This is a genomic window from Afipia sp. GW821-FHT04G03 (assembly GCF_059419985.1).
In genome coordinates, this window is sequence record NZ_JBWKSV010000003.1 from 108,400 (window position 1) to 123,787 (window position 15,388).

12 protein-coding genes are annotated in these 15,388 nt (G+C 59.5%); 4 read left to right on the top strand and 8 right to left on the bottom strand.

Going from position 1 to position 15,388, the window contains the following annotated elements:
* Nucleotides 1-47: 47 nt before the first annotated feature.
* Genes murJ through AC07UB_RS14975 form a run of 3 tightly spaced genes read right to left on the bottom strand, consistent with a single transcriptional unit; the run spans nucleotide 48 to nucleotide 3,823 of the window.
* Nucleotides 48-1,574, bottom strand: a complete 1,527-nt coding sequence (murJ, locus tag AC07UB_RS14965) for a murein biosynthesis integral membrane protein MurJ (RefSeq protein WP_494654738.1) — start codon at nucleotides 1,572-1,574, stop codon at nucleotides 48-50.
* A 46-nt stretch (nucleotides 1,575-1,620) separates the two neighbouring features.
* On the bottom strand, nucleotides 1,621-2,766 hold the full coding sequence (locus AC07UB_RS14970; RefSeq protein WP_492790260.1) for a DegT/DnrJ/EryC1/StrS family aminotransferase: 1,146 nt from the start codon (nucleotides 2,764-2,766) through the stop codon (nucleotides 1,621-1,623).
* Nucleotides 2,767-2,809: 43 nt separating this feature from the next.
* Nucleotides 2,810-3,823, bottom strand: coding sequence for a Gfo/Idh/MocA family oxidoreductase (locus AC07UB_RS14975; protein ID WP_492790261.1), 1,014 nt, complete (start codon nucleotides 3,821-3,823; stop codon nucleotides 2,810-2,812).
* Nucleotides 3,824-4,336: 513 nt separating this feature from the next.
* Between AC07UB_RS14975 and AC07UB_RS14980 the strand changes: the two genes are divergently transcribed.
* On the top strand, nucleotides 4,337-5,158 hold the full coding sequence (locus AC07UB_RS14980) for a YqaJ viral recombinase family protein (protein WP_494654735.1): 822 nt from the start codon (nucleotides 4,337-4,339) through the stop codon (nucleotides 5,156-5,158).
* Nucleotides 5,142-6,272 carry an ERF family protein gene (locus AC07UB_RS14985; protein WP_494654734.1) on the top strand — a complete coding sequence of 377 codons (1,131 nt, stop codon included), beginning with the start codon at nucleotides 5,142-5,144 and terminating at the stop codon, nucleotides 6,270-6,272. The genes AC07UB_RS14980 and AC07UB_RS14985 overlap by 17 nt, the downstream gene beginning before the upstream one ends.
* 42 nt (nucleotides 6,273-6,314) lie before the next feature.
* On the opposite strand, the gene AC07UB_RS14990 is transcribed toward AC07UB_RS14985, so the two are convergent.
* Genes AC07UB_RS14990 through AC07UB_RS15000 form a run of 3 tightly spaced genes read right to left on the bottom strand, consistent with a single transcriptional unit; the run spans nucleotide 6,315 to nucleotide 10,051 of the window.
* On the bottom strand, nucleotides 6,315-7,727 hold the full coding sequence (locus tag AC07UB_RS14990) for a mannose-1-phosphate guanylyltransferase/mannose-6-phosphate isomerase (protein ID WP_494654732.1): 1,413 nt from the start codon (nucleotides 7,725-7,727) through the stop codon (nucleotides 6,315-6,317).
* 22 nt (nucleotides 7,728-7,749) lie between these two features.
* Nucleotides 7,750-8,748 carry an NAD-dependent epimerase gene (locus AC07UB_RS14995; RefSeq protein WP_494654730.1) on the bottom strand — a complete coding sequence of 333 codons (999 nt, stop codon included), beginning with the start codon at nucleotides 8,746-8,748 and terminating at the stop codon, nucleotides 7,750-7,752.
* Nucleotides 8,749-8,767: 19 nt separating this feature from the next.
* Nucleotides 8,768-10,051: a nucleotide sugar dehydrogenase gene (locus AC07UB_RS15000; RefSeq protein ID WP_494654729.1), complete on the bottom strand. Its 1,284-nt coding sequence runs from the start codon at nucleotides 10,049-10,051 to the stop codon at nucleotides 8,768-8,770.
* Nucleotides 10,052-10,265: 214 nt separating this feature from the next.
* On the opposite strand from AC07UB_RS15000, the gene AC07UB_RS15005 reads away from it, so the two are divergent.
* Nucleotides 10,266-11,237, top strand: a complete 972-nt coding sequence (locus AC07UB_RS15005; protein ID WP_492790265.1) for a lysylphosphatidylglycerol synthase transmembrane domain-containing protein — start codon at nucleotides 10,266-10,268, stop codon at nucleotides 11,235-11,237.
* On the opposite strand, the gene AC07UB_RS15010 is transcribed toward AC07UB_RS15005, so the two are convergent.
* Entirely contained in the window at nucleotides 11,234-12,898 is a 1,665-nt protein-coding gene (locus AC07UB_RS15010; protein WP_494654727.1) for a hypothetical protein, read from the bottom strand. The two genes, AC07UB_RS15005 and AC07UB_RS15010, sit on opposite strands and share 4 nt — an antisense overlap.
* Nucleotides 12,899-13,004: 106 nt before the next feature.
* Here AC07UB_RS15010 and AC07UB_RS15015 point away from each other — a divergent pair, with 106 nt between their 5' ends.
* Nucleotides 13,005-13,847 (top strand): FkbM family methyltransferase, encoded by an 843-nt coding sequence (locus tag AC07UB_RS15015; RefSeq protein ID WP_494654725.1) that lies wholly within the window; start codon nucleotides 13,005-13,007, stop codon nucleotides 13,845-13,847.
* Nucleotides 13,848-13,853: 6 nt separating this feature from the next.
* Here AC07UB_RS15015 and AC07UB_RS15020 read toward each other — a convergent pair whose 3' ends face one another.
* On the bottom strand, nucleotides 13,854-15,290 hold the full coding sequence (locus AC07UB_RS15020; protein WP_494654723.1) for a glycosyltransferase: 1,437 nt from the start codon (nucleotides 15,288-15,290) through the stop codon (nucleotides 13,854-13,856).
* Between the last annotated feature and the right edge of the window lie 98 nt (nucleotides 15,291-15,388).

Here is a 15,388-nt window from a genome sequence, read left to right on the forward strand (position 1 = left end):
GTTTCTAACGTCCATCATGCAGGGGAATGAGCGGAAGTGCAATTGCCCTAAGGGCGCACCAGGGCACCCAGCCAGCGCCGTCCGAACAGCAGCAACACGGACCCGCCATAAACGATCGCGCCCGCCGCGATCAAAATTCCGAGAGCGGTTTCATCGCGCAGCGAGGTCATGCCGGCCAGCACGGAGTACACCCATCGCGACGTCAGCCAAAGCGCCGCAGCAAGCACAACACCTGCCACTGCGAACTTTCCGAGCGACGTCAGGAAAACGCGATCGAATACGAGGTATTTGCGGCGCACGGCAAACAGCACCACCAGCAGCAAATTGACCCATGCGCCGACGGCGGTGGCGAGCGCCAGGCCTATTTGCGCCAGCGAACCCACCAGCGCGATTTTCAATGCGACATTGACCGCAACCCCGGTGAGCGCGGCCTTGACCGGTGTCGCGGTGTCCTTGCGGGCATAGAAGGTGGCGATCGCGCTCCTGATCAGAACGAAGGGGATCAACCCGATCGCATAGGCCGCAAGCGTCGCTCCGGCTGCGGCAGCATCGGCCTTCGAGAATGCGCCGCGCGCGAACATAGCGCGCATGATGACATCAGGCACCGTGAGGAAAGCCGCGACAAACGGGATCGAGAACAGCAATGTGAAGTCGAACGCGCGGCGTTGCGAGGCCATGGCGCCTGCATGATCGCCTGCGGTGATTCGCCGGGACATTTCCGGCAGCAACACCGTGCCGATGGCGATGCCGATGACGCCGATGGGCAACTGATTGAGCCGGTCGGCATAGTAAAGCGCGGACAACGCGCCCGCGGCCAGGAAGGTCGCAATGATCGTGTCGGCGAACAGCGCGATCTGCGTGCCCATCGAGCCGACCGTCGCAGGGCCAAGCGCGCGGAAGAACGCGCGTACATCATTGTCGAGCTTGAACGCGGAAAACTTCGGCAGAATGCCGTTGCGCCCGGCGTCTCCGGCCAGCAGGAAGAACTCCAGAAATCCCGCGATCAGAACGCCCCACGCGGCTGCGTAGCCGGCATTCGGGAAGAACGCAGCCAGCGCCAGCGTGAGCATCATCGACAGGTTGAGGAATATGGGCGCCGCCGCCGCCGTCGCGAAGCGATGCATGACATTCAGCATCCCGCCGTACAGCGTGACCAGCGTGATCAGCAGCAGGTACGGAAAGGTGATGCGGGACAACGAGACCGCAAGCTCACCGCGCACCGGGTCGCTGGTAAACCCCGGCGCGAGAACAGCGATGACCTGCGGCATGAACAGCCAGGCGATTACCAGCAGGATAGCCTGCACGCTGAACAGTAGCGTGAAGATGCGGTCGGCGAACAGCTTCGCGGACGGCTGGCTCTGGTTATAGAGATGCGAGTAGGCAGGGACGAAGGCGGCGTTGAACGCGCCTTCCGCGAAGATCGCCCGGAAATGATTGGGAAGCCGCAGCGCCACGAAAAAGGCGTCGGCCAACGGACCGGCGCCGAGGATCGCCGCGAGCATGATGTCGCGCGCGAAGCCCGTGACCCGCGAGAGAAGGGTATAGCCGCCGACGGTGAAAATTCGCCCGAGCATCCGCTGCTTCTATATCATGAGACAGCGGCGCAAAATGCTCAAATCGTTATGAAAGCGCGTCGCGCACAGCCTTGATCACGCGATCCTGCGAAGCCTGATCGAGATAGGCGTGCATCGGCAGGCTGATAACGTCCTGCGACAGCTTCTCGCTGACCGGCAGCCCGCCCTCAGCCGAGGGATAGTGCTTGTAGGCTGTCTGCTGGTGCATCGACTTCGGATAATAGATCGCGGTCGGAATGCCTTGCGCCTTGAGTGCGTCGGCGAAGGCGTCCCGGCCACCATTCGGCAGCCGGATAGTGTACTGCGCCCAGGTCGACACATTGCCCTCCGCGACGCGCGGCGCGATCACGATGTTATGGAGGGCGTCGAAATAGCGGCCCGCGACCTTGTTGCGCGCCTCGATTTCGTCGTCGAAAATCTTCAGCTTCTCGATCAGGATCGCAGCCTGCATGGTATCGAGGCGCGCGGTCAGGCCGATGCGGACGTTGTCGTATTTCTCGCGGCCCTGCCCGTGCACGCGCACGCTGCGCAGCCGTTCTGCAAGGCCGGCGTCATCGGTAAAGATCGCTCCGCCGTCGCCGAAGCAGCCCAGCGGCTTGGCGGGAAAGAAGCTGGTGGCCGTGGCAAGCCCGAACGTGCCGAGCCGGCGGCCCTTGTAACTCGCGCCGAACGATTGCGCGGCATCGTCCAGCACAAACAGCCCTTCGCTTTTCGCCACATCGGCGATGCCATCGTGGTCCGCGCTCTGGCCGAACAGATCGACCGGGATCACGGCCTTCGGCTTGAGGCCAAGCTTTTTGGCGGTCGCAATCGCCTTCTTCAGCGAACCGATGTTCAAATTGAAAGTCGCTTCGTCGACATCGGCGAACACCGGCGTCGCGCCGGTCAGCGCGACGACTTCGCCGGTTGCGCAGAACGTGAACGACGGACAGATCACCGCATCGCCGGGGCCGATGCCTTCAGCCATCAGCACCATCAGCAAGGCGTCGGTGCCGCTGGCGCAGGCGACCACATGCTTGGCGCCGCAGAACGCAGCGAGGTCCGCTTCAAGCTGGGCGACTTCGGGACCGTTGATGAACTGGCAGTGCGTGAGAACGCGCGTAACAGCGTCGTCGATCTTCGTGCCGAGACGCTGGCGCTGCGCGACAATGTCGATGAAAGCCACGGGTTCTGATCGCAGATGCTGGTTCATGATGCGTGCCGGATTGATGTGAAAATAATAATGAAGTCTGCCGTCAGCTTGCGACCGCGCGCGGTCCCTTGCGCAGCGGTGTGGCGATGGAGCCGGCGGGAACGTCGAGACACCTGATTGCAATCTCGAGGCTGGCGACGCCTTCGTCGCCCGTCACGGCCGGAGCATTGCCGGTCCGCACTGCATCGAGGAAGGCGACCAGTTCAGCGCGCAGCGGCTCGTCGTGACCGACGGAGAGATGACGCATGGAATAGCTGCCGTCGCGCTGGAAGCCGAAGCACTCGGTCACCTGCCGGGTCAGCAGATCGCCCTGAATGTATTTGCCGCGCGTCGCCACGGTGACGCTGCGCGCCTTGAAGGGCGTCAGCCAGTTGGTGTTGATATGGGCGAGCACGCCAGAGGCGGTGCGGAACTGAAGCAACGCGATGTCTTCGCGCTCGGCCACGGCGCTCGCGAGTTGCGGCTGCACGTCGACGATGTCGGATTCGGTGAACCAGCGAATGAGATCGATGTCGTGAACCGCAAGGTCGATGACGACGCCGACATTCGACATCCGCGGCGGGAAAGGTCCGACGCGGGTGATCGCAATCGACAGGATTTCCTCATCCTTGATCGCCTGCTTGATCGCAGCCACCGCCGGATTGAAACGCTCGACATGGCCGACCATCAAGGTCACGCCGGCAGCGCGCGCGGCGGCGACGATTTCATTGCCCTCCTCGACCGAGGACGCGATTGGCTTTTCGACAAGGACGTGAATCTTGCGCGCGATGCAAGCGAGCGAAACTTCGCGATGAAGATGCGTCGGCGCCGCGATGGTCACGGCATCGAGACCCGCATCAAGCATTTCATCCAGCGTCGTGAACGTCGGGCAGTTCAGCATTTGCTCGGCACGCGTGCGATGCGCGGACAGCGGATCGACAATGCCGATCAGCTTGACGCCGGGCAGACCGGCCAGCACGCGCGCATGGTTGGTGCCCATAACACCTGCGCCGACAACACCGACCCGCAGCAACCGTGTATCGTCCGCAGAACTTTTAGCCGACACCGTCGAACTCATATTTGAAACCTTTGAATCCTGTGCGCGAGTCGCCTCGCCGTTCGCCTGCGATGTCCTAGCATGGCGTCACATATGTGGCGAACGCTGCTGCCGGGATGTCCTACACGTTTTCGTTCAAAGAATTACATGCGCGTGGTGTGCCGAAATCAAGCAGCGGTGGCGGTACTTAATCATGGAGTCTTATGACTTCCCGGATTAGCTAGCCTTACTCCGGCCCCTCCGCCGTTTTCGTCGATGAACTCAACCCCAGCCTCTTCGAGAGCGTGGCGAATGGCTAGGTCGTTAGAAACAGTCAACGCCGTGACGTTTGCAGTTAATTCAGCACGCCGAATTGTGGCGATGCTAACGTTAGAATGGGTCGCAAGATCTGCTGCGCTCCATCGAATGAGCGCACGCGCCGCGCGAATTTGAGCACTATTCAGCAATCTTCCAACCATCTTGACAAAATAATATCATATGATATGATTTATATCATATGCACGAATCCTCGTGCACTATAGCTCGGAGCGCGACATGAAAAAACAGGGGATTGAAGGGGATCGACGCACCTTCATTGGGGGCTCAGACGCACGCGTCATCATGGGTACGGATGACAATCGGCTCCTGCGTCTATGGCGCGAGAAACGTGGCGAGGAGGAATCGGAAGACCTTTCGAACAACTTGGTTGTCCAGCTCGGCAGCACAACGGAAGACCTTAATCGGCGCTGGTATGAACGAAACACAGGACACACCGTCAAAAATGTTCAGCAGCACGTTCGACATCCCGTACTCGGATGGATGGGGGCTACCCTTGACGGCCTTGTTGAACCCTCAGGGGCCGTGTTCGAGGCAAAGTTCATGTTGCCATGGACCTTCTCGGAGGAAGCGGCGGCCGAGAAGCATATGGCCCAGCTTCAGCACAACATGTGGGTTGCGGATCGTCGATCAGCTGTTCTGTCGATTGTCACCGGCGGAGGTAAATGGGTTGAGATGACCATCCACGCCGACCCTCTTTATCAGCATCTGCTCCTAACAGCTGAAAAGAAATTCTGGCGTTGCGTACTAAGCGGCGAAGCACCGCAAGTGTTTGGGGTCGAAGCACCGCGGCCGCGCCTTGAAGCCGTTCGGGTGGTTGATATGAACTCGTCCAATAGCTGGGCTGAATTCGCATCTATCTACCAGCAAACCCGTGATGCGCATCAAAAACACGAGGGTGCAAAAGCGGATCTTAAAAGACTAATACCTGAGGACGCCAAGGAAGCAATCGGGCACGGCCTGCGCGCCAAGCGCTCGAAGAATGGTGCGGTCAGCTTTGACCTTCTTGATGTGGAGATGCCACATGCATCGATCCAGTGAATCGATCGGTACGATCGCAGCTGCACTCGCAAAAGCTCAATCCGAGCTTAGCAACCCGGAAAAATCGCTGGTCGCGACCATTCGATCGCCCTTTCCGCGCGAGGCTGATCAAACGTTTCGTTACGCCTCACTGGCAAGCGGTCTCGACATCGTTCGCAAAAGTTTGGGTCAACACGAGATCGCAACAGTGCAGACTACCGCAATTGATGACGCAACCGGTCAAATCAGGTTGACGACCCTCCTTGCGCATTCATCCGGCGAATGGATTTCATCGGACTGGCCAGTATGTGCTGTCAGCGACACCGCAGCACCTCACCGCATGGGAGCAGCGCTCACCTACGCTCGGCGATACGCTCTTTTCGCGCTCGTCGGTATCGCCGGTGAAGACGATCTCGACGCTCCGAACACTTTGATCGAGCCATCGTCTCCAGTTTCACACCATGAGAAGCCAACAAACTACACTGCCAAAACATCGCACAACGGCACCTGGCACCGATCGCCGCTATTGAACGAGGAAATGTCAGCGCAACTGAAGGACGAACTCATTGCCGAAATTGGCGGTTTGAAGAACGGAGACGATCTAGCGACTTGGGCTCACCGGAGATTATCTGCCAAGAACAAACTTACCAAAGACGACTCCCGCGCTGTCGAGAGAGCATATCAAAGCATTCTGGAGCAATCTTCGCACAAAGAACTAGATCAGCGCGCGGTGACTTCGGACAGTCTTGAGGAAGCCGTGTCCGACTCGCCTGTTGAGTGCAATCGTTCGCAACAGACAATGCCATCAAAAGTCTCGCCCATTACCAAAACGGTGCGACGACGCAGCAAGGCCCATCTCAGGTTTGTAGGAGCGCAGCCATGCCTCGTATGCGCGCAGATACCGTGCGATGCACACCATCTGAAATTCGCACAGACCAAAGCGATGGGCCGAAAAGTCAGCGACGAATTTGTAGTGCCTTTGTGTCGCAAGCACCATCACGACTTGCACCAGCACGGCAATGAGATGGCGTGGTGGGCAAATCTCAAAATCACGCCGATTCAAATTGCGAAAGAACTTTGGGAAACCAATCCCGTGAACAAGGCTCTGTTAAGTCAGGGGGGCGGACAAGGGTAGACGCGGGCACGCCTGATCAAACAGACACGTCGCACTCCGACGTTACTGGCGACGGTAATCGTCCTCGATCCGGATGATGTCGTCCTCACCCAGGTAACTGCCGGTCTGGACCTCGATAAGCTCCAGCGGAATCTTGCCGGGATTTTCCATGCGGTGGATGGCGCCGATCGGAATGTAGATCGACTCGTTTTCGTGAACCATCTTCTGCAGGTCGTTGACCGTGACCAATGCAGTGCCGCGCACCACGATCCAGTGTTCGGATCGATGGTGATGTTTCTGCAATGAAAGCCGGCCGCCGGCCTTGACGATGATCCGTTTCACCTGATGGCGCTCGCCGGTATCGAGCGACTGGTACGATCCCCATGGCCGATGAACCTTGAGATGATCCTCGGTCACCTGCGGAGCCACGGTTCTAAGCTTGCCGACCAGTCGCTTCAATCCATTCGGATCGCTCTGGCGCGAGACCAGGATCGCATCCTGCGTCGCCACCACGACCAGATCGTCGACGCCTTCCAGCGCGACCAGCGCCTTGTCGGTGGAGACGTTGCAGTTGCGCGAGTCCTCGAACACCGTGAGCCCCTGCGCCACGTTGCCGTGCTCGTCCTTGTCCGACAGTTCCCAAACAGCGTGCCACGAGCCAACATCGGACCAGCCGCAGGCGACGGGAATGACCGCGGCCTGCGTGGTTTTCTCCATCACGGCGTAATCGATGGAGATGGCTTTCGCCTTGCCGAACGACTCCAGCGGAAGCGTAATGAAGTCGAGGTCGCGCCCGGCGTTGTTCACGGCCTCCGTCAATGTGCTGACACTGGCGGAATCGACGGCGCGATATTCGTCGAGCAACATCTGCGCGCGAAACATGAAGTTACCGCAGTTCCACAAGTAGCCTTCCTCGACGTAGCGGGTTGCGGTTGCTGGATCCGGCTTTTCGACAAAGGTCGCGACCGCGCGCACGTCGCCGGACACAACATCACCCGGCCGGATGTAGCCGTATTCAGTGGCAGGCCGCTCCGGAAGCACACCGAAGGTCACAATACGCCCCGCGCTGGCGACACTTAATGCCTTGCGGCAGGCCTCAATGAAAGCATCAGGATCACGCACCACATGATCGGCGGCCAACGCCAGCACGACCGCATCCGCATCGCGCGTCAGCGCGAAGGCGGCGCCGGTAGCAATCGCCGGTCCGGAATCGCGCCGCGCAGGTTCAAGAAGAATATCCGCATCGAGGCCGATCTCGTTCAGTTGCTCGAGCACCATGAAGCGATACGCCGCATTGGTGATGACGATCGGACGCCCGAACAAGGTCGGCTCGCTTACGCGCAGCATGGTATCCTGAAACGTCGATCGCTCGCCGAACAGCCGGAGGAATTGTTTCGGGCGCCCCTCGCGCGAGGCCGGCCACAGGCGCGTCCCCGCGCCGCCGCACATGATCAATGGAATAATTCGTTCGCTCATGCGCCCTCAAAATCCACAGATTTCACAGCCGATGATAGTCGCGATACCATCTGGCAAATCGCGCGATGCCGTCCTCGATCGAGGTCGACGGGCGAAACCCGACTTCCCGCATCAGATCGTCAACGTCTGCGTAGGTAGCCGGAACATCGCCCGGCTGCATCGGAAGCATTTCCTTCGCCGCCGTGCGCCCGAATTCCTTTTCGAGAATCGCCACAACCTTCGATAGCTCTTCCGGCTGGTTATTTCCCACGTTGAATATCCGCCACGGAGCCGAGCTGGTCCCGGACGTCTGAGACTTTCCAACGGGGGCGTGGTCGATCAGCCGCACAATCGCTTCAGTGACATCATCGACGTAAGTAAAGTCGCGGCGCATATCGCCATGATTGAAGAGCTTGATAGGCTGTCCTTCAATGATCGCCTTTGCGAATAGAAACATCGCCATATCGGGGCGACCCCATGGGCCATACACCGTGAAGAAACGAAGACCGGTCGAGGGAATCCGGTAAAGATGGCTGTAGGAATGCGCCATCAATTCGTTGGCCTTCTTGGAGGCCGCGTACAGGCTGATGGGATGATCGACGCTGTCGTTCACGGAGAACGGCAGCTTGGTGTTTGCCCCATACACCGATGACGACGACGCATACAAAAGGTGGCGGCATTCGTTGTGCCGGCACCCCTCCAGCACATTGACGAAACCCTCGAGGTTTGCGTCGGCATACGCATGAGGGTTTTCGATCGAGTAACGCACGCCCGCCTGTGCTGCGAGATGGATGACAACGGGGAATTTGTGCTCGGCAAAAAGAGCCGCCATCCCGGCACGATCGGCGAGATCAAGTTTGATGAAACTAAACTTCGGATTGTTTTTCAGAATGCTGAGCCGGGCATCCTTCAGTTTCGGATCGTAGTAGCTGTTCAGGTTGTCCAGGCCCACGACATTGCGCCCCGCCTGCAACAATGCCTGCGCGACATGAAAGCCGATAAAGCCCGCCGCACCTGTCACCAGTACCGTCTGATCCGACATTCTTTCTCCAAACGAACGACTAGAGGCGCCACAACTCAACACCAGCGGGCAGCTTGCTGCGATCAAGCTTCGCCTTGATGTCGAGAACAAGGCCTCCGCCGCCAACAAGCAATTTCTGGATCATCGGCCAGCCGGCATCGATATAATTTTTATGTGCGACAGCAACAATCACGGCGTCCGCAGGCTGCAATGCGCCGAAATCGGTCAGTGTGACACCATATTCATGCTTCGCGTCAGCCGGATCCGCCATCGGATCGCAGACCTGCACCTTGAGACCGAACGATTCCAGTTCACGTATCACATCGACCACACGCGAATTGCGCGTGTCCGGAACATCTTCCTTGAAGGTCAGGCCGAGCACGGTGACGACGCCGCCGCTGCCCTTCCGGCGCAACAAGCCGCGGATGCACTCACGCGCGATGCGCTGTCCCATGCCGTCATTGATCCGGCGTCCCGCAAGAATAACTTCGGGATGGTAGCCCGCCTTCTCCGCGCGATAGGTGAGATAGTACGGATCGACGCCGATACAGTGTCCCCCGACAAGCCCTGGCTGGAACGGCATGAAGTTCCATTTGGTCCGCGCGGCAGCCAGCACATCGCCGGTATCGATGTCGAGCGCCTGGAAAATCAGCGACAACTCGTTCATGAACGCGATATTGAGATCACGTTGTGTGTTTTCGATGACCTTCGCGGCCTCCGCCACCTTGATGGTGGGAGCCCGATGGATCCCGGCCGTGACGACCGACCCATAGACATCGGCGACGATATCGAGCGTGGCGGCGTCCTGCGCCGAGACCACTTTCATGATGGTCTCGAACCTGTGCTGCTTGTCGCCGGGATTGATCCGCTCCGGCGAATAGCCGACCTTGAAATCCGATCCCGCCTTGAGTCCGGAAGCCTTCTCAAGAATGGGGATGCAATCTTCCTCGACGGCTCCCGGATAGACCGTCGATTCATAGACGACGATGTCGCCTTTCTTCAACACACTGCCCACGGTACGCGACGCCGCGAACATCGCGCCGAGATCGGGCTGACGGGCCGCATCGATCGGTGTCGGCACGGTGACAATGTAGAAGTCCGAGGACGCGAGCGTTGTCGTGTCATGGGTGAACGACAGTGACGGATGATGCAGATCCGCAGGCTCGACCTCATGAGTGCGATCATGCCCCTCACGCAATTCGCCGATACGCCTTTGGTCGATGTCAAACCCAACAACTGAAACGCCGGCCCGCGCGAATGCCACCGCAACCGGCAATCCGACATACCCCAGACCGATAACCGCAATCTTGCGTCCGTGTGCCACGCGTGGCTGTCCTCGTACTTGAAAAGGCGCTGTTTGCGCCAGTTTCGATCGCTTTGCTCTCTTTACCCGGCGCGCCGCAACCGCCGCAATAGGCGAGAGCTTTACTATTGCCAGAGCGGCCCCAAAGCCATACCAAGACGGTGAAAATCGCCTGGCAGCCACCGTATTGGGGCCTTTTGCCAGACCCTCCAGAAGTTAACCATCGCGGTCCGGAATGCGCGGATTTCTCCTTCTTGCCGCTCGAATACTGGTTTCGGCGGCGCTCCTCTATTTTGCGTTTCGCGGCATCAATTTTGCGGCCATTCAGTCACGTCTGAGCCAGATTAACGTGGGCTGGGTTTCGCTCGCCGTGCTGGCAACCGTATTCCAGATTCTTCTGGGCGCGCTGCGCTGGCGTGAAATCAGTGCAAGCTGCGCAGCGCCGCTCGGTGCCGGGCAGGCCTTTCGCTACAATATGATCGGCATGTTCTTCAACCAGACACTCCCTTCCACCATCGGCGGCGACGCGATGCGGCTGTGGCTGGTAAAGCAAACCGGTGCAGGCTGGCGCGCGGCGACCTATTCGGTTCTGGTCGATCGGGCGATCGGCCTGATCGCACTGGCGATCATCGTGGTCGCAAGCCTGCCGTGGAGCTACGATCTGATAGCCAGTCCGCGCGGGCGCATCGCTCTGCTGCTGATCGACGTCGCTGCGATTTCCGCAGGGCTCGGATTTCTGTTGCTGGGTCACCTGCCCTGGAAATGGCTGACGACGTTCTGGCCGACCAAACATGTTCACGCCTGTTCGGTGATCGCAAACCGGGTCCTCTTCAGCGCCGGCACCGGGCCGAAGGTCGCGGTGTTATCCCTGCTCATTCACATCATGGCCGTCGTGATCGCCTGGTGCGCCGTGCGTTCCATCGCGGCATCGGCAGGCTTCGAGCAGCTCTTCATGCTGATCCCGCCGATCATGCTGATCACGATGCTGCCGATTTCCATTGCCGGCTGGGGCGTGCGCGAGGCGACGATGATGGTGGCGTTCGGCTATGCAGGGCTGGCGCAGACCGACGGCACCGTGGTGTCGCTGCTGTTCGGCGCGTCGTCATTCGTGGTGGGGGCCATCGGCGGGCTTGTCTGGATCCTGAGCGCCGAGAAAGCCGCAGCCCCTGACGACCTTGAACGGGCCGCCGAACTGACCGACGGCTAGGACGGCTTGGCCGGAACGGCGCACCAAGGCACCGGAAGCTGCGGCAGATACAACTCGTTCCACTCACAGATGCCTTGCGGCCCGGCGCGGCGGGTCATCGACTTGATGGCCTCGGCCTGGCTGATGCTGACATGAAGAACGATCAGCACCGCGCCGACCGCATAGGCCCATCTGTGAAATCTGAATTCGCTCAGACGGTCGAGCAGGATCATGCCCGCAATGATGATCAGCGGATCAGTAAGTATGAAATACTCGGCCTTCAGCCCGCGGCGGACGCCAAGCGCGTCGATGCCGATCGCCGACAGCATGAGAAAGGCCGCCTGCAACGCAACCTGCCGTTCGCCCCGCCGCCACGCATAGACGATGCCCGGCAAGATGAGCCATGTCAGGAAGACGGTCGGGCGCGGCGACGTAAACAAGAAGAATGTGTAGCGCTGCAGAACGCTCAGCGCACCGGACAGCAACAGGCCAATAGCCGCGAATGGCCCGCTCGCACCCGCCGCCGAGACCGCCTGCGGATCCGCGAACGTGAGCATTTCCTCAAGCGGGTTTAAAACAACGGCGACATTGCTGGTGTCGAAATGAATGAATAAAGCCAGCAGACCGAGCGCCGCGCCAGCCGCGACGGCGAACATCGCCGCAAGGGTTTCCGTCAACCGCACATGCCAGATTTTGGCGAATGCAATCATGCATGCGAAAATCCATCCGAGCAGTGCCGCCTGATAGACGCCGAACCTGCCAAAGAATAGCGGCTTCTCAAAAAGAATAATTTTCAACGACAGGGAGTCAGCAGCCGGCGGGTTGAGTCCAAGCGCAATCAGGGGCCGCGCCAGATAAAGCGTCAATACAGCGACCGCTGCCACAACCATGACGGCGAGCCATGCACGCGTCGTGTTATTCCAGAAGGCGCTGCTTGCGCCGGACGACGACCCGAACGGAAGGATCAGTGCCGGAAGTAGCGCAATCAGCAGGATTGCATGAATCTTGTTCTCCAGAGCCAGCATACAAAGCATCGCGGCAAAACCCATCGCCAGCGGCCGCCAGTTGGTCCCGCGCCGCGCAACCGCGATCAGGATCATCAGTGCAAACGCAAAGAAACAGCCCGCGATCATTTCGCTGCGCAGAATGCGCAGATGAACCGCGACGCCGCCGGAGAACGCAAACGCAAAGGTTGCGAGCAGCGCGACCCGCCAATCGCGAACAAGACGCCGCGCGAGACCAGCGAAAGCCAGAACAAACACCAGCGCGGTGAGAAGCGCGTACACCCTGCCCGCCCGGACCGCCGCGGTCATTGCCGCGTCGAAGGCCGGCACATTCGCCGCGGACGGGATCGCTGAAAGCGACGAGGCATCGAGAAGGCCGATCTGGTGGAGGAACTGAAACCAGCGGTTGAGCGAAGTAATTGTCAAATAGGCCGGATGCTCATGGAATACATATCGACCATCATTTAGCGACAGCGCCCTATATACGACCATCAGATCCATGTCGGCATTGCGCCAATAGATAATGAAATACCCTGCCAGCACAAAGGAACCGGCCAGCAGCAGCACAGTGACCAAGAGGCCGCCGCGCCATCCGAACGGCGTCAGACGCGCCAGAGCGTCGGGCCGGCCGTGGGCCTCGTCCGATGGGGATTGAGACGGTTCAACTGATCGGGACATGAGGCACTTCTGAATGATGAAGGGTATTTTGCTTGTGAAATAAACCGGTCAAAAGAACGGGCAATTCCTGCCCTCCGCACCGCATTTTCCATCAATAGAGAAACGAATGAAGACCGTCCACAAACTCGCTTTGGCGCGCCTTGCCTACCGCGGCGTTCACATGGCGCGTGCACTGGCCGGGCTCTCGGATCGGTCCGTGGTGACACGAAATGGCGTGACATACGATCTTGACCTGTCGCAGGGCATCGATCTCGCGATCTTTCTCGGCAACATGTTCGAGCGGGGAACGCAGAATGCATTGCGGAAATGGGTCAAGCCGTCGTCGCTCGTGCTCGACATCGGCGCAAACATCGGCGCGCATTCCCTCCCGCTCGCCCAGCTCGTCGGCCCGTTAGGGCGCGTGCTCTCCTTCGAGCCGACGGATTACGCCTACAAGAAACTGCTTCGCAACCTCGAACTCAACCCCGATCTTGCGGCGCGCGTGACACCATTCAACTGCTTTCTTGCGGCGAAGGACGAAGCGAAAGTGCCGTCCTCAATCTATTCGAACTGGCCGCTGACGCCGAGCGAATATCTGCATGCCAAGCATCTCGGTCAGGCGATGCCGACCGAGAAAGCCAACGCCCGCAGCATCGACGGCGTTCTCGCAGAGATGGGCAATCCGGCCGTGCAGCTTGTCAAACTCGACGTCGACGGGTTTGAAACCGAGGTCCTCCGTGGCGCGACGGCGCTGTTGCGCGACAGCCGCCCTGTGTTTCTGATGGAATTGTCGCCGTATGTGCTCGACGAACGCGGCTCGTCGCTGGAAGAGCTGCTCGCCTGCTTCGCCCCGCACGGGTATCGCTTCTATCACGAACGAACCGAGCGTCTTCTCCCCACGGCACCTGAAGACCTGCGTCGGTTGGTCGGCGACGGCGCAAGCATCAACGTGATCGCCCGCACCGGCTAACGCGAATCAGATCGCCTTGATCTTGAAGAACGCGAAGACCACCATTTTCAGCAACATCACGCCGTGACGAAACCGCGAGATCTGCGTCTCGCCGTAGGAACGAGCGGCATAGCGAATGGGAAGATCGATGGCCTTGAGGTTGAGTTTCGAGGCGCCGAAAATCAGGTCGAAATCGCCGAACGGATCGAAGTCACCGAAATAGGCTTTCCCATCACGCAGGCGATAGTAATCGGTCCTGCGCATCACCTTGGTACCGCAAAGCGTATCGGTGTAGCGCTCGTTCAGCAGCCACGAAAACAGATATGAGAATATCTTGTTGGCGATCAGGTTGAGAAACCGCATCGCATCTTCCTCAAGCGGATAAACAAGGCGTGAGCCGTTGATGAACTCTCCCTTCCCCGACTTGATGGCGTCCCAGAATTTCGGCAACTGTTCCGGCGGCATCGTGAGGTCCGCATCCAGGATCATCAGCACGTCGCCGCGCGCGACGTCGTAAGCCGTGAACACGGCATCGGCCTTGCCCTTGCCGGGCTGGCGCATCGCCTTGATGTCTTTCTCCGGGTACGCGGCCCTGACACGCTCGATTTCCTCGAAGGTGCCGTCCTTGCTGTGGCCCTCGATGAAAATGATCTCGATATCGTCGCAAAACTGCGGCAACCGCTGCACCGCGGGCTCGATATTGCCGCGTTCGTTGCGCGCGGGGATCACGACTGTTGCGGACTTCAGTTCATCTCCCGCCGCGCGCAGCGACCGGCACACGACATAATGTCGAAGCGCAAGCAGCCGGATTCCCGGAAGCACGCTGATAAAGCGATTGATGAGACGCCCGATCCCCAGCAGCGACACCGGCATCAGCAACCGCCGCTCCGCCTTGACCGGGTCCATGTCGGCCAGATCGGCAAGCGCCGCAACGTCATCGGGGGACAGGATGTTCTGCTCCGGATAAGGCATCCGCTGGCCGATGGCTTCGGCGAAACGCAGAACAGGCTGCCACAGATGCGAGAAATGCCCGATGACGATGCGCGTATGACGCGCGCACAATGGATGCAGCTGCGCCAGAAACTTCTGGCAATCGTCGAGCGATCCGATCGTGTCCTGCACCAGAATAAAATCGAACGGCCCTTCCAGCGCCTCGATCGTCGCAGCGTCTTCCGCGTCGCCGACTTTAAACGTCAGCTCTTGGTGCAGCCTTTGAGCCTGTGCGATCATGCCGGGGCTGAAATCGACACCAACGCCGTATGACGGGGCGAGCGCCGCGAGCGTATCGCCGGTGCCACAACCGATCTCCAGAACCCGCGCGCCCGCAGGAATCAGGAAGCGCAGATACTTTTCATCCTCGCGATGAAAGAACGACGATTTCCCGCGCCACTCCCTCCGGGAAGCTGCGTGCTTCTCCGAATGGGCAAGCAACATCTGTTTGCGAGAGGAAACTGGTTCTGTCATTTCGGGTAAATCAATGGTTGATGGGCAAACGGACGGTTACTTAAGACGAGCCGACTTACTCTGCCGGTCAAATTTTCACAAGCATTGTATGGCAGTTG

What these genes read in the sequence shown, in the direction of transcription:
- murJ (WP_494654738.1), bottom strand. Translation starts at nt 1,574, where the DNA reads ATGCTCGGGCGAATTTTCACCGTCGGCGGCTATACCCTTCTCTCGCGG.
- AC07UB_RS14970 (WP_492790260.1), bottom strand. Translation starts at nt 2,766, where the DNA reads ATGAACCAGCATCTGCGATCAGAACCCGTGGCTTTCATCGACATTGTC.
- AC07UB_RS14975 (WP_492790261.1), bottom strand. Translation starts at nt 3,823, where the DNA reads ATGAGTTCGACGGTGTCGGCTAAAAGTTCTGCGGACGATACACGGTTG.
- AC07UB_RS14980 (WP_494654735.1), top strand. Translation starts at nt 4,337, where the DNA reads ATGAAAAAACAGGGGATTGAAGGGGATCGACGCACCTTCATTGGGGGC.
- AC07UB_RS14985 (WP_494654734.1), top strand. Translation starts at nt 5,142, where the DNA reads ATGCATCGATCCAGTGAATCGATCGGTACGATCGCAGCTGCACTCGCA.
- AC07UB_RS14990 (WP_494654732.1), bottom strand. Translation starts at nt 7,727, where the DNA reads ATGAGCGAACGAATTATTCCATTGATCATGTGCGGCGGCGCGGGGACG.
- AC07UB_RS14995 (WP_494654730.1), bottom strand. Translation starts at nt 8,748, where the DNA reads ATGTCGGATCAGACGGTACTGGTGACAGGTGCGGCGGGCTTTATCGGC.
- AC07UB_RS15005 (WP_492790265.1), top strand. Translation starts at nt 10,266, where the DNA reads ATGCGCGGATTTCTCCTTCTTGCCGCTCGAATACTGGTTTCGGCGGCG.
- AC07UB_RS15010 (WP_494654727.1), bottom strand. Translation starts at nt 12,898, where the DNA reads ATGTCCCGATCAGTTGAACCGTCTCAATCCCCATCGGACGAGGCCCAC.
- AC07UB_RS15015 (WP_494654725.1), top strand. Translation starts at nt 13,005, where the DNA reads ATGAAGACCGTCCACAAACTCGCTTTGGCGCGCCTTGCCTACCGCGGC.
- AC07UB_RS15020 (WP_494654723.1), bottom strand. Translation starts at nt 15,290, where the DNA reads ATGACAGAACCAGTTTCCTCTCGCAAACAGATGTTGCTTGCCCATTCG.